Annotated in this window: 13 protein-coding genes; 7 read left to right on the forward strand and 6 right to left on the reverse strand. The window is 65.2% G+C overall.

The window, feature by feature from the left end; translation table 11 throughout:
• Nucleotides 1-48: 48 nt before the first annotated feature.
• From LE197_RS02425 to LE197_RS02440, 4 genes are all read right to left on the reverse strand, one after another.
• The gene (locus LE197_RS02425) at nt 49-906 is read right to left on the reverse strand and encodes a pirin family protein (RefSeq protein ID WP_033971675.1); all 858 of its coding nucleotides are present in this window, start codon (nt 904-906) and stop codon (nt 49-51) included.
• A 139-nt stretch (nt 907-1,045) separates the two neighbouring features.
• On the reverse strand, nt 1,046-1,849 hold the full coding sequence (locus LE197_RS02430; protein ID WP_033971674.1) for a VacJ family lipoprotein: 804 nt from the start codon (nt 1,847-1,849) through the stop codon (nt 1,046-1,048).
• Nucleotides 1,850-1,852: 3 nt separating this feature from the next.
• Nucleotides 1,853-3,214 (reverse strand): alpha/beta fold hydrolase, encoded by a 1,362-nt coding sequence (locus LE197_RS02435; protein ID WP_003114807.1) that lies wholly within the window; start codon nt 3,212-3,214, stop codon nt 1,853-1,855.
• Nucleotides 3,215-3,356: 142 nt separating this feature from the next.
• Nucleotides 3,357-3,578 (reverse strand): DUF2061 domain-containing protein, encoded by a 222-nt coding sequence (locus LE197_RS02440; RefSeq protein ID WP_033971671.1) that lies wholly within the window; start codon nt 3,576-3,578, stop codon nt 3,357-3,359.
• Between the two features lie 293 nt (nt 3,579-3,871).
• Here LE197_RS02440 and LE197_RS02445 point away from each other — a divergent pair, with 293 nt between their 5' ends.
• The 7 genes from LE197_RS02445 to LE197_RS02475 all read left to right on the forward strand — a co-directional run bounded on the left by LE197_RS02445 (nt 3,872) and on the right by LE197_RS02475 (nt 11,110).
• Nucleotides 3,872-4,729 (forward strand): glycine betaine ABC transporter substrate-binding protein, encoded by an 858-nt coding sequence (locus LE197_RS02445; RefSeq protein WP_033978730.1) that lies wholly within the window; start codon nt 3,872-3,874, stop codon nt 4,727-4,729.
• 217 nt (nt 4,730-4,946) lie between these two features.
• Nucleotides 4,947-5,258, forward strand: a complete 312-nt coding sequence (locus tag LE197_RS02450; RefSeq protein WP_003091547.1) for a DUF485 domain-containing protein — start codon at nt 4,947-4,949, stop codon at nt 5,256-5,258.
• Nucleotides 5,255-6,910, forward strand: a complete 1,656-nt coding sequence (locus LE197_RS02455) for a cation acetate symporter (protein ID WP_033971668.1) — start codon at nt 5,255-5,257, stop codon at nt 6,908-6,910. The genes LE197_RS02450 and LE197_RS02455 overlap by 4 nt, the downstream gene beginning before the upstream one ends.
• 89 nt (nt 6,911-6,999) lie before the next feature.
• The gene (locus tag LE197_RS02460; RefSeq protein ID WP_039027965.1) at nt 7,000-8,799 is read left to right on the forward strand and encodes a cyclic nucleotide-binding/CBS domain-containing protein; all 1,800 of its coding nucleotides are present in this window, start codon (nt 7,000-7,002) and stop codon (nt 8,797-8,799) included.
• Nucleotides 8,796-9,422, forward strand: coding sequence for a 3'-5' exonuclease (locus tag LE197_RS02465; protein ID WP_033971666.1), 627 nt, complete (start codon nt 8,796-8,798; stop codon nt 9,420-9,422). Before LE197_RS02460 ends, LE197_RS02465 begins: the two co-directional genes overlap by 4 nt.
• Nucleotides 9,423-9,530: 108 nt before the next feature.
• Entirely contained in the window at nt 9,531-9,689 is a 159-nt protein-coding gene (locus LE197_RS02470; RefSeq protein ID WP_003109182.1) for a DUF3309 family protein, read from the forward strand.
• 296 nt (nt 9,690-9,985) lie between these two features.
• Nucleotides 9,986-11,110 (forward strand): GNAT family N-acetyltransferase, encoded by a 1,125-nt coding sequence (locus tag LE197_RS02475; RefSeq protein ID WP_059309691.1) that lies wholly within the window; start codon nt 9,986-9,988, stop codon nt 11,108-11,110.
• Between the two features lie 32 nt (nt 11,111-11,142).
• On the opposite strand, the gene LE197_RS02480 is transcribed toward LE197_RS02475, so the two are convergent.
• Both LE197_RS02480 and LE197_RS02485 read right to left on the reverse strand, forming a co-directional pair.
• A complete protein-coding gene (locus LE197_RS02480; RefSeq protein WP_033971663.1) occupies nt 11,143-11,409 on the reverse strand; it encodes a DUF2790 domain-containing protein in 267 nt (88 codons plus the stop codon).
• 270 nt (nt 11,410-11,679) lie between these two features.
• Entirely contained in the window at nt 11,680-13,512 is a 1,833-nt protein-coding gene (locus LE197_RS02485; protein WP_033978728.1) for an ABC transporter ATP-binding protein, read from the reverse strand.
• Nucleotides 13,513-13,556 lie beyond the last annotated feature (44 nt).

A 13,556-nucleotide genomic window follows, 5' to 3' on the forward strand; every position in this document is an offset into this window, starting at 1 on the left:
GGACAGGCGGAAGGAAAAAGCCGCCCCGAAGGGCGGCTCGCGTACGGCTCAGACGGCCAGGACACCGTCGCGATAGTCGCGTAGCGCCTGCTCGATTTCCTCGCGGCTGTTCATCACGAACGGGCCGTACTGGACGATCGGCTCGCGCAACGGCTTGCCGGCGAGAACCAGCACGCGGGCGCCGGCTTCGCTGCGCAGGCTCAGTTCCCCTTCTTCGGACAGCCGAGCCAGGCGGTTGGTGGAGATTTCCACCGGGCGTTCGCCTTCCACCGTCAGGCTGCCTTCGTAGACGTACAGCAGCACGCGATGGCCGTCCGGCAGGCGCGGGGCGATGCGGCCGCCGGCAGGCAGTTGCAGGTCGTAGTAGTGTGGCTCGGTGTCCGGCCTTTCCACGGCGCCGATCTGCTGCGCCTGGCCGTCGTCGAAGCGACCGGCGATCACCGTGACCTTCACGCCTCCGGCGGTTTCCAGGCGCGGCACGTCTTCCGGCTCGATATCGCGATAGCCGGCCGGAGCCAGCTTGTTCTTCGCCGGCAGGTTGACCCACAGCTGGAAGCCACGCATCGCGCCTTCCACCTGTTCCGGCATCTCGCTGTGGATGATGCCGTGGGCGGCGGTCATCCACTGTACGCCGCCGGGCTTGAGCAGGCCGCGATTGCCGAGGTGGTCTTCGTGGCGCATACGCCCTTCGAGCATGTAGGTCACGGTCTCGAAGCCGCGGTGCGGGTGCGAAGGGAAACCGGCGACATAGTCATCCGGGTTCTGGGTATCGAACTGGTCGAGCATCAGGAACGGGTCGAAGCGTTCCGGGGACGGGCCGCCGATCACGCGGGTCAGGCGGACGCCGGCGCCATCGGAGGCGGGGTGGCCGGTATGCAGTTCGAGGACATCACGGTAGCGGGTCATGGGAACCTCCTGGTTCGTGTATGGCTCGATGATAGTCCTCTATGGTCGATATATGGATGCGAGTTTTATGTGATTCCTATCGATTTATTGGATTGTTCTGAGGAAAAGAAACCGCCGCACAGGGCGACGGTTCTTCGTCTCACTCGGCGATCTGCAGCTTGCGCGCCTCGGTATAGATGTAGCGCAGTTTCTCGTACTCGAACGGCGAGTTCATCTGGCCGTAGCGGAAGCTGGTGTTGTAGCGCTTGTCCACCACGCGCAGGGCGGTGATCTCCGGGTGGTCGCCGCTGGCCTGGGGAACGTTGAGGTAGTTCACCTGGTATTCGCCGACGTAGTCCACCACCAGTCCGCCGGTGTCGCGCAGGTTGGACGGGCCGAGGATCGGCAGCACCAGGTAGGGGCCGCTGCCCACGCCATAGAAGCCGAGGGTCTGGCCGAAATCCTCGCTGCGCTTGTGCAGGCCCATCTTGGTCGCAGGATCCCACAGGCCGAGCACACCGAAGGTGGTGTTGAACAGCAGCCGCGCGGTGGTTTCCATCGCCGCCTTGCCCTTCAACTGGGCGAGGTTGTTCAGCAGATTGGGCACGTCGCCGAGGTTGTCGAAGAAATTGCTCACGCCGCTGCGGACGAAGTGCGGGGTGACGTATTCGTAGCCTCGTACCACGGGCAGGAACACCCATTCGTCGAAGCGATAGTTGAAGTGGTAGACCCGGCGGTTCCAGGATTCCCAGGGATCGTACATGTTCAGTGCGTCGAGGGTGGCGCGTTCGAATTCGCGTTGATCCAGGCCGGGATTGAACTTGAGTTGGTCCAGCGGACGGCTGAAACCGTCGCCGTCGAGCTGGCGTGGCGGCAGTTCGGCCGGTGCGGCGGCCTCGTCGGCCTGGGCGCTGGCGGCAGCGCTCAGCAGAAGGGCGAACATCCAGTGTGCGGTTCGGCTCATCGATCAGTTTCCTGCCTGCTGGGTGAGGGCCGCGCTGGCGACCTGGGTCTGTCCGGCAGCGGGCGTGGCGAAGAAGTCCAGCATGTCCTGCGCGTTGACCTTGTAGTTGAGGTTGCCGCAGTGACCGCCATAGGGATAGACGGTCAGGCGTTCGCCGAAGGTCCGGCGGAGGAAGCCGAGGTCGCCCGGGCCGAGGATGACGTCGTCGGCGTTGTGCATCACGGCGATCTTCGGGCTGTCGTGCAGATAGTCCTGCAGCTTGTAGAGGCTGACCTGGTTGACCAGTTGGGTCAGGCTGCCGCCGTCGTAACGGGCTCGCCACATCGGGATCAGTTGCTCGGTCATGTAGCATTCGAAGTCGCACTGTAGCGCGCGCTTGAAGAAGGGCTCCAGGCTGGTGCCTTCGTTGATCGGATAGTTCGGCGGGGTGATCAGGCCGCGACGGTTGACCAGGTCCGAGGTGAAGGCGATGTCGGCGGCGGAGAAGCGGAAAGAGGTGCCGATCAGCATGGCCATTTCTTCGTTGCTCAGGCGTTGCTTCGACTGCTGGAAGTCGTAGAGCATGGCGTCGTTGATGTCGACGTAGCCTTTCTGCCGGAAGTAGCGGGTCAGCTTGCTAAGCACCACCTCGTAGAAGGTGCGCGAGTCGGTGATGCCCTTGACCTGGGTTTCCACCAGTTTGTCGAGGTTGCTCACCGAGGTGTAGAGGTTCACCGGTGGGTTGAGCAGCAGCACTTTCTTGAAGTTGAAGCTCCGGCGGCTTTCGTCGAGGTGGCTGACGAACGCGGCGTTCAGCGCCCCCAGGCTATAGCCGGTGAGGTAATAGTCGGTCACCGGCAGGTCGCGCTGCTGTGCGCGCACCGCCTGCATCACCCGGTACAGGTCATCGGCGTCGTCGCTGGAAAAGCCCGGCGTGGCGAAGCGCGAGGCGCTGGCCATGAAGTCCCAGCTGGTCGGCGAGGACAGCTGCACCACGTGGTAGCCGGCCTGGTAGAAGAGCTTCTTCAGGTATTCCGGGAAGCTGCTGGCGTAGTGCGCGCCCGTCCCGGCGATGATGAAGATCAGCGGCGCCGCATGATCCTGGCGGGCCAGGCGGTAGCGCAGCTTCTTCACCGGCCAGAAGTTGTCCGGCAGGGCGAACTCGCGCTCCGGGCGCAATTTCAGGCTGTAGTCCTTCTGGTCGATGTCCTCGCTGTGCGGAAGCTCGGGACGCAGTTCCGGCGGCGTGGTGGCGATGGTCGCCTCGAACGGGTTGGTCAATGGATAGCCGTAGCTCGCGGCGTCGACGTCCCGGGCCTGCGCCAGATTGGCACAACCGAGGGCGAGGCCGCCGAGCAGGGCAGCGAAACGGAGGAAGTGGGGCATCGGGGGAATCCCTTCGAGGGAAAAGTACTGAGTGAATATACTGCCGCTATGACAACTGCAAGCCTCAGTAGTGCAGTGGGTTATTGCAGCCAGCGTTCCAATCGGTCTTTCCCGCCTCTTGCCGTGCCTCGCGAATATCCCTTCAGGCGTGGCGGTGCAGCCAGCCGTGGGTGCCAGCCGGGCGCGGCGCGCCGTCTTTCTCGAAGCGTTTCCAGATCTTCTCGTGGAAGTAGAAACCGACCGAGTTGCACAGCGGCTCGACCGCCGCCACCAGCCCGCCGACCGCGATGCTGCCGGTCAGCGCATAGGCCACGCTGAAGGCGATGATGAAGTGCATGACGGTGAAGGTCAGGGTCTTGAGCATGGCTGCTCTCCTTTAATCGAGAATCATTCCTCTTTGGCGAAAGCCTATCCAGGCGCTCGGCCAAGCGGAAATCGGCCTGTCCAATCGAGTGCATAGAGCGCTTCGATCGCACTGTCTCGGAGCACACCCGCAGCGTGCCGCAGCGCAGTTCGAGGCATGTCGTTATCGGGTGCGATGGGTGTCGTTCTCAGAGCAGTCCGCCGTCCGGGCGCGCCGATGATGGACGGCGGCACCGCAGAGTGCCGCGACCGCCGGGGAGCGTCCCCGTCGGCATAGAACAAGGGGTACGTCTGATGCGAATGATGCGACGACTGTTGTGCTGGAGTGCGGGCCTGGCAATGTCGGCGGCTGTGGGGATGGCGGCCGCGGCGGACAAGCCGGTGATCACCATCGGTTACGTGGACGGCTGGTCGGACAGCGTGGCGACCACCCATGTGGCCGCCGAGGTGATCCGCGAGAAGCTCGGCTACGAGGTGAAGCTGATGCCGGTGGCAGCGGGGATCATGTGGCAGGGAGTGGCGCGCGGCAAGCTCGATGCCATGCTCTCGGCCTGGCTGCCGGGCACTCACGGCGCCTACTACGAGAAGATGAAGGACAAGGTGGTCAACCTTGCCATCAACTACCCCGACGCACGCATCGGCCTGATCGTCCCCGAATACGTGAGCGCCAACAGCATCGCCGACCTCCAGGCGCAGAAGGACGCTTTCGGCGGCCGCGTGGTGGGTATCGATGCCGGCGCCGGGGTGATGATCAAGACCGACGAGGCGATCAAGCAATATGGCCTCGACTACAAGCTGGTGGCCAGTTCCGGCAGCGGCATGATCGCCGAGCTGACCCGTGCCGAGAACGAGAAGAAGCCGGTGGTGGTGACCGGCTGGATTCCGCACTGGATGTTCGCCAAGTGGAAGCTGAAGTTCCTCGACGATCCGAAGAAGGTCTATGGCGATACCGAGCATGTCGACACCGTCGCCAACCCGGCGCTGGAAGCCAAGGCCAGGCCGGTCTGGGAGTTCCTGAAGAAGTTCGGCTGGAAGGATGGCAACGAGGTCGGCCAGGTGATGCTGGCGATCCAGGAGGGCGCCAAACCCGAGGATGCGGCGAAGCAGTGGGTGGCGGCCAACCCGGGACGGGTCAAGGACTGGGTGCAGTAGCACGGCTGGTTCGATTGGGGAACGCCGTGCCCGGGCAACCGGGCACGGCGTTTTTCCTTGCCGAAGGCTGGCTCCGGAATCTGCCGGAAGGCCCGGGAATACCGGTCTAGAGCGGCTGGCGAAACGCTACGACTAAAGTCGTCTGGAGCGCTTGCACCAGCGTCCTACAGTGGATATCGACGACATTCCGCGTCACCCCGCTGTGAGGATAAAAACAATGAACGACAGCATCTACCAGCGGATTGATACCAATCCGCGCTTCAAGGAGTTGGTGGCCAAGCGAGAGCGTTTCGCCTGGATACTTTCTTCGATCATGCTTGGCCTCTACGTGATATTCATCCTGCTGATCGCTTTCCAGCCGCAGCTGCTGGGCGCGCGTATCAGTCCCGATTCGTCCGTGACCTGGGGCATCCCGATGGGTGTCGGACTGATCCTTGCCGCGTTCATCCTGACCGGCCTGTACGTGCGTCGCGCCAACGGCGAGTTCGACAGCCTGAACCAGGAAATCCTCAAGGAGGCGCAGCAATGATCGCTCGTCTCCTTGCCGCGCTCGGCCTTGCGGCCTTCGCTCCGGCCCTCTGGGCCGACGCGCTGACCGGCGACGTGCAGCGCCAGCCGCTGAACGTCTCGGCCATCGTCATGTTCGTCGCCTTCGTCGGCGCGACCCTCTGCATCACCTACTGGGCATCCAAGCGCAACCGCTCGGCGGCCGACTACTATGCCGCAGGCGGCCGCATCACCGGCTTCCAGAATGGCCTGGCGATCGCCGGCGACTACATGTCGGCGGCATCCTTCCTGGGTATTTCGGCGCTGGTCTTCACTTCCGGCTACGACGGCCTGATCTACTCGATCGGCTTCCTGGTCGGCTGGCCGATCATCCTCTTCCTCATCGCCGAGCGCCTGCGCAACCTGGGCAAGTACACCTTCGCCGACGTCGCCTCCTACCGCCTCAAGCAGAAGCAGATCCGCACCCTGTCGGCCTGCGGCTCGCTGGTGGTGGTGGCGTTCTACCTGATCGCGCAGATGGTCGGCGCCGGCAAGCTGATCGAGCTGCTGTTCGGCCTCAACTACCATGTCGCGGTGGTCCTGGTGGGCATCCTGATGGTGCTCTACGTGCTGTTCGGCGGCATGCTGGCGACCACCTGGGTGCAGATCATCAAGGCCGTGCTGTTGCTCTCCGGCGCCTCGTTCATGGCGATCATGGTGCTCAAGCACGTCAACTTCGACGTCAGCACGCTGTTCTCCGAAGCCATCAAGGTGCATCCGAAAGGCGAGGCGATCATGAGTCCGGGCGGCCTGGTCAAGGATCCGATCTCGGCATTCTCCCTGGGCTTCGCGCTGATGTTCGGCACCGCCGGTCTGCCGCACATCCTGATGCGCTTCTTCACCGTCAGCGACGCCAAGGAAGCACGCAAGAGCGTGTTCTACGCCACCGGTTTCATCGGCTACTTCTACATCCTGACCTTCATCATCGGTTTCGGCGCGATCCTGCTGGTCAGCACCAACCCGGACTTCAAGGACGCCACCGGCGCCCTGATCGGCGGCAACAACATGGCGGCGGTGCACCTGGCCGACGCGGTGGGCGGCAGCCTGTTCCTCGGCTTCATCTCGGCGGTGGCCTTCGCCACCATCCTCGCGGTGGTCGCCGGGCTGACCCTGGCCGGGGCCTCGGCCGTCTCCCATGACCTGTACGCCAGCGTGTTCAAGGGCGGCAAGGCCAACGAGAAGGACGAGCTGCGGGTCTCGAAGATGACCACCGTGGCCCTGGGCGTGGTCGCCATCGTGCTCGGCATCCTCTTCGAGAAGCAGAACATCGCCTTCATGGTCGGCCTGGCCTTCTCCATCGCCGCCAGTTGCAACTTCCCGGTGCTGCTGCTCTCCATGTACTGGAAGAAGCTGACCACCCGCGGCGCCATGATCGGCGGCTGGATGGGCCTGGTCACCGCGGTTGGCCTGATGGTCCTCGGCCCGACCATCTGGGTGCAGATCCTCGGCCACGAGAAAGCCATCTACCCGTACGAGTACCCGGCGCTGTTCTCGATGATCGTCGCCTTCGCCGGTATCTGGTTCTTCTCCATCACCGACAAGTCGGCGGCGGCCGACGAGGAGCGGGCGCGCTTCTTCCCGCAGTTCATCCGTTCCCAGACCGGCCTCGGCGCCTCTGGCGCGGTGGCCCACTAAGCGCTACGTGAAGGCGTAGCCCGAGGCGGCGGCCGGATTTCCGGTCCGCCGCCTTTCGTTTCAGCGTCCCGGTCACAGCGAGATGATCCATGCCTGACAGTTTCAACTTCGCCTCGCCGCCCTTCGACCAGTTGCGTCCCCATCAGCGCGAGACCCTCAAGCAGGCCCTCAGCGTCGGTTACTACGCGCCGGGGGAAACCTTGCTGGAGGCCGGTTCGGCGGTCCCCGGGCTGTTCGTCCTGCTCAAGGGCGTGGTCGAGGAGCGCGGCGACGACGGGCGGGTGTTCGCCCAGTACGCCGCGGACGACCTGTTCGACGTTCGCGGGCTGTTCTCCGGCAGCAGCAAGCATCGCTACCTGGCGATCGAGGAAAGCATCGTCTACGAGCTGCCGGCCAGCTGCTTCCACCAGTTGTGCGGGGAGAACCCGGGTTTCGCCCGCTTCTTCCAGGCCGACCTGGCGGCCAAGCGCCAGTTGGCCCAGCGCGACGGGCAGAACCTTGCCGAGTTCATCCTTACCCGCATCGCCCGCGAGCATCTGCTGCCGGCGCTGGAGGTGGAGGCCTCGCTGTCCCTCGGCGACGCCGCGCGCCTGCAATTGAGCCATGGCGCCGATGCCCTGCTGGTGCGGCTGGAGAGGGACGGGCCCGAGCTCGGCATCGTCACCCGCACCGACCTCATGAGCGCGCACTTCCGCGACGGGCGCAGCGAGCTGGAGGCGATCGGGCCGTTGGCCCATGGTCCGCTGACCAGCGTCGAACTGGGCGATTTCCTGTTCGACGCGATGATCCTCATGACGCGCCAGCGTATCGAGCGGGTCGCGGTCACCGAGGACGGTCAGGTGATCGGCCTGTTGCACCTGACCCAGGTGCTCAGCCTGTTCTCCACCCATTCCCACGTCCTGGCGCTGCGCATCGCCCGCGCCGACGACCTCGGCGACCTGCGCCGCTGCGCGGAAACCCTGGACACCCTGATCGCTACCCTGGCCGGCAACGGTATCCGCCTGCGCTTCATCATGCAGCTGGTCAGCGCGCTCAACGAGCAATTGCTCGAACGGCTTTTCGAATTGTTGCTGCCGCCGGCCCTGCGCGGGCGCTGCTGCTTGCTGGTGATGGGCAGCGAAGGACGCGGCGAGCAGTTGCTGAAGACCGACCAGGACAATGCCCTGGTCCTGGCCGACGATCTGCCGCAGGAACAGGCCCTGGCGATGATGCAGCGCTTCAGCGCGGCCTTGCTGGAGTTCGGTTATCCGCCCTGTCCCGGAGGGGTGATGGCCAGTCGGCCGGAATGGTGCAAGCCGCTGGCGGCCTGGCAGGCGGAGCTGCGCGCGACGCTGCTGGAGGGCAAGCCGGAGCAGCTGTTGCGCCTGTCGATCCTGGCCGATGCCTGGCCGGTGGCCGGCAACCTGCAACTGTTCGAGCCGTTGCGTCGGCAACTGCGCGGTTTCGCCGACGGCGGCGAGCGCTGGCTGGCGGATATCGCGGCGGCGGCCCTGCAATTCGATACGCCGCTGACCTTCCTCGGCCAACTGAAAACCCAGGGCGCCCGCCTCGATCTCAAGCGTGGCGGGATCTTCCCCATCGTCCACGGCATCCGCACCCTGGCCCTGCGCGAAGGCCTGGAGACCCGCGGGACCCTGGCACGGATCGAGGCACTGAAGCGACACAAGGTCCTCGAAGCGCGCCTGGCGGACGACCTGAGCGAGTCCTTCGAGCTGTTCCTGCAACTGCGCCTGACCCGCCAGTTGGCCGGCCAACGCGATGGTCGCCAGCAGGGCCTGGACGTCAGTGGCATGAGCCGCCACGAGCGCGACATGCTGCGCTACGGCCTGCATGTGGTGAAGAAGTTCAAGCAGAGCGTGGCCCGTCAATTCCACCTGGAGACCCGATGAACACCATGGTCAAGTTGCCCGACAGCCGCTGGCCGGGCTGGCGCCGCCGGCTGTATTGGTGGATGCACGAGGCGGTCGAGGCGGAGGAAGTGATCTCCCTCGATCTCGAGACCACCAGCCTCGACCCGCGTCGTGCCGACATCCTCAGCATCGGCGCGGTGCTGGTGCGGCGCGGCAAACTGGTCATGGGCGAGCGCCTGGAACTCTACGTCGAGCCGCCGCCGAGCCTGGACGCGGAGTCGATCCGCATCCACAAGCTGCGCCGCGCCGACCTGGAGGGACAGTTGCAACTGGAGCATGCCCTGCGCCAGGTGCTGGCGTTCATCGGCGACCGGCCGCTGCTGGGCTACTACCTGTCGTTCGATGTCGCCGTGCTGAACCGGCACCTGCGCCAGCTCCTCGACCGACAGTTGCACAACCCCTCCATCGAGATTTCGTCGCTGTACCACCGGAAGGTCAGCCGGCATTTTCCCGACGCACACATCGACCTGCGCTTCGACACCCTGGCGCGGGCCCTGGATGTGCCGGTGAGCGGTCGCCACACCGCCCTCGGCGACGCCCAGGCGGTGGCGCTGATGTTCATGCGTTTGCTCAAGGGGCCGGCGCCCAAGGTCATCCACTGAGGCTGGAGGGCGCGGATTTATTGAATCTTCATTGCTCGGCGGGGGTCGAGAACTACAAGGGCGGAATCTCCCGCCCTTTGCCCCATGAGCCGAACAGGAGCGACGCCCATGAGTCTCGGTACGATTCTTCTGATCATCCTGATCCTGCTGCTGATCGGCGGCCTGCCGGTCTTTCCTCATTCGCGCAACTGGGGCTACGGGCCCTCGGGGATCATCGGCGCATTGCTGGTGGTGCTGTTGGTCCTGTTGCTGTTGGGCATGATCTAGGGCCCGATCGGGAATGCCGTCGCGGCGGGTCTCGGCGGATAACGCCTCCGGCGTTATGCGCCCTACGCGGAGGGTTCCAAGCTTTCGCTCCGCGCTGGGGTAGGGCGGATAACCGCATCGCGGTTATCCGCCGTTGCGGCGGGGTATCGGCGGATAACGCCGTTGGCGTTATGCGCTCTACGTAAAATGGTTCGAAGCCTTCGCTTGGTGAAAGGCGGTTTCATTGCGGGTCCGCCGGGCGCTTTTTTCCATCGACCGGCTTCACTTGCCTTGCGTCTCGCGCCAGACTGGCGCGCATGCCGATCCAGACGCTTGACACCCTTGCCGTTATCGATGCCGCCGAGTGGGACGCCTTGCTGCCTCCCGCCCAGCCATTCCTGCGTCATGCTTTCCTGTCCGCGCTGGAAGACAGCCACAGCGTGACGCCCGCCACCGGCTGGCGCCCGGCCCATCGCGTGCTGCGCGATCCGCAAGGGCGCCTGTGCGCGGCGCTGCCGGCCTATGTGAAGGCGCACTCGTACGGCGAGTACGTGTTCGACTGGAGCTGGGCCGACGCCTGCCAGCGGGCCGGTATCCGCTACTACCCGAAGCTGCTGGTGGGGGTACCCTTCACCCCGGTCGCCGGTGCGCGCCTGCTGGGCGAGGACGAAGGGTTGCAGGGGCTGCTCGCGTCCCTTGGCGAGGAGGCCGAGGCGAGCGGTCTGTCGAGCATCCATGTGAATTTCACCGACGCCCGGGCGGACACCTTGCTTGCCGCGCGTGACGGTTGGCTCGAACGCCTGGGTTGCCAGTACCACTGGCACAACCGCGGCTATCGGGACTTCCAGGACTTCCTCGAGGCCCTCAGTTCGCGCAAGCGCAAGCAACTGCGCAAGGAGCGCGAACAGGTCGGCGGACAGGGCATCGAGTTCGAATGGCGGGAAGGCGGCCAGTTGTCCGAACTGGAGTGGGATTTCGTCTATCTCTGCTACGCCAACACCTACCTGGTGCGCGACCGCGATCCCTACCTGAGCCGCGAGTTCTTCGGCCTGCTGGCCGAGCGCATGCCGGAGGCGATCCGCGTGGTCTTCGCCCACCAGCGTGGCAAGCCAGTGGCGATGGCGTTCAGCCTGGTCGCTGGAGACACCCTGTACGGGCGCTACTGGGGATGCCTGGCCGAGTTCGACCGGCTGCACTTCGAGACCTGCTTCTACCAGGGCCTGGAATTCGCCATCGGCGCCGGCCTGGCGCGCTTCGACGCCGGCGCCCAGGGCGAACACAAGCTGATCCGCGGTTTCGAGCCGGTGCTGACGCGCTCCTGGCACTACCTGGCGCATCCCGGTCTGCGCGATGCCGTGGCGCAGTTCCTCGAACAGGAGCGGGCGGGAGTGCGCGCCTACGCCGAGGAGGCCCACGGCCTGTTGCCCTACCGCCAGGCCTGAAGGGGGCCGGAACGATAGGGCGTGGCGTCCGCTCAGCCGTTGCTGGTGCTGCCGCCCCATTCGAGGAAGCGGATCTTGTGCAGTTCGCCGCTATGGTCCTCGTAGACCACGGTCACCGGCACTACGCCGGTCCTGGTCGAATTGTCGGTACGGTGCAGGACAGTCTTCACGTCCAGTTGCATGCCGTAGTGGTATTCCTCGACCGGCAGGCCGCGGCCCGGGTCCTTGTCCACGTCCTGGGCGAAGGCCATGGGGGCGAGGCTGGTGATGACGGCGGACACGACAGAGGCAAGTTTCATTCTGTGATTCTCCGTAGCGATGGGGCGAAATCCCCGGTACCGAGCACTGGCATCCTTGGTCGTCCGTGGCCGACGCCAGGTGGACGGGGACGATGCGGCAGGCGTCGGGATCGAGCCGGGGCACGGGTTCGATAAGAACACCGTTTCGCTGGCGGAAAAAATCGAAGCGCGTGCTAGTCGAGATCGACGGCGGTGATGATTGCCGCGCAAAGGCCCGTTGCAGAGCCTTTGACAAGGTCACCCAGGTCGGGCGGCGCGAGACGCCGCCCTTCAGTCGACGCCGACGAAGCCGCCGGTCTGGTGTTGCCAGAGGCGCGCATAGAGGCCGCCATGGGCGAGCAACTCGGCATGCGTGCCGCTTTCGGCGATGTGGCCCTTGTCCAGCACCACCAGGCGGTCCATGCGCGCAATGGTCGACAGGCGGTGGGCGATGGCGATCACCGTCTTGCCCTGCATCAGGGTCTCCAGGCTTTCCTGGATCGCCGATTCGACTTCCGAGTCCAGCGCCGAGGTCGCTTCGTCGAGGATCAGGATCGGCGCGTCCTTGAGCAGCACCCGGGCGATGGCGATGCGCTGGCGCTGGCCGCCGGAGAGTTTCACTCCGCGTTCGCCGACATGGGCGTCGAAGCCGCGGCGGCCCTCGGCGTCGCTGAGCAGCGGGATGAACTCGTCGGCGCGGGCCTTGCGCACCGCCTCCATGAGTTCCGCGTCGCTGGCGCCGGGGCGGCCGTAGAGCAGGTTGTCGCGGATCGAACGGTGCAGCAGCGAGGTGTCCTGGGTGACCATGCCGATCTGCGCGCGCAGGCTTTCCTGGGTCACCCCGGCGATGTCCTGGCCATCGACCAGGATGCGTCCGCTCTCCAGGTCGTACAGGCGCAGCAGCAGGTTGACCAGGGTCGACTTGCCGGCGCCGGAAGGTCCGACCAGGCCGATCTTCTCGCCGGGCCGGACCTTCAGGTCGAGACCCTGGATCACGCCGCTGCCCTTGCCGTAGTGGAAGGCGATGTGCTCGAACTCCACCTCGCCGCGCTCTACCCGCAGCGGCCGGGCGTCCTCGCGGTCGACCACCTTGCGCGGCAGGGCGATGGTCTGCATGCCATCCTGGACCTGGCCGATGTTCTCGAAGATGCCGCCGACCACCCACATGATCCAGCCGGACATGTTGTTGATGCGGATCACCAGCCCGGTGGCTAGGGCGATGGCGCCCACCGAGATCAGCTCCTGGCTCCACAGCCACAGGGCCAGGCCGGTGGTGCCGGTGATCAGCACGCCGTTCATCACCGTGATGGTCACGTCCATGGAGGTCACTACGCGCCCGGCGCGTTGCGACTTGAGGGTCTGGTCGCCGATCGCTTCGCGGGCGTAGTCCTCTTCCTGGCGGGTGTGGGCGAACAGCTTCAGCGTGGTGATGTTGGTGTAGCCGTCGACGATCCGCCCCATCAGCTTCGAGCGCGAATCCGAGGCCTCCACCGAGCGGCGCTTGACCTGGGGAACGAAGTAGGCGAGGGCGCCGACGTAGGCGAACACCCACAGCACCAGAGGGATCATCAGGCGCCAGTCGGCCTCGGCGAACAGCACCAGGGCGCTGACGGTATAGATCAGCACGTGCCAGAGTGCGTCTACCACCTGCACCGCCGAATCGCGCAACGAGTTGCCGGTCTGCATGATGCGCTGGGCGATGCGCCCGGCGAAATCGTTCTGGAAGAAGCCGAGGCTCTGCTTGAGCACGTAGCGGTGGTTCTGCCAGCGGATCAGGTTGGTCATGCTCGGGTTGATGCTCTGGTGCACCAGCATGTCGTGCAGGGCGTTGAACAGCGGGCGCAGAACCAGCGCCACCACCGCCATCCAGATCAGTTCGTTGGCGTGCACGCGGAAGAACTCCGCGCTGGGCGTGCTCTGGGCGAGATCGACGATGCGGCCGAGGTAGCTGAACAGCGCTACCTCGATCAGCGCGACGATCAGGCCGACCACCAGCAGGGCCAGGAACACCGGCCAGACCTGGCGCAGGAAGTAGACATAGAAACGCAGCACTTCGCTGGGCGGCATGCGTTCGGAAGCGTTGCGGAACGGGTCGATCAGACGTTCGAAACGACGATAAAGCATGATGGCTCTCTTCTGGAGCGGGCCCGTCCTGGGCCCGCCGGATC

Origin of the sequence: Pseudomonas sp. PS1(2021) (assembly GCF_020405165.1) — a bacterium.
Classification (GTDB): domain Bacteria; phylum Pseudomonadota; class Gammaproteobacteria; order Pseudomonadales; family Pseudomonadaceae; genus Pseudomonas; species Pseudomonas aeruginosa.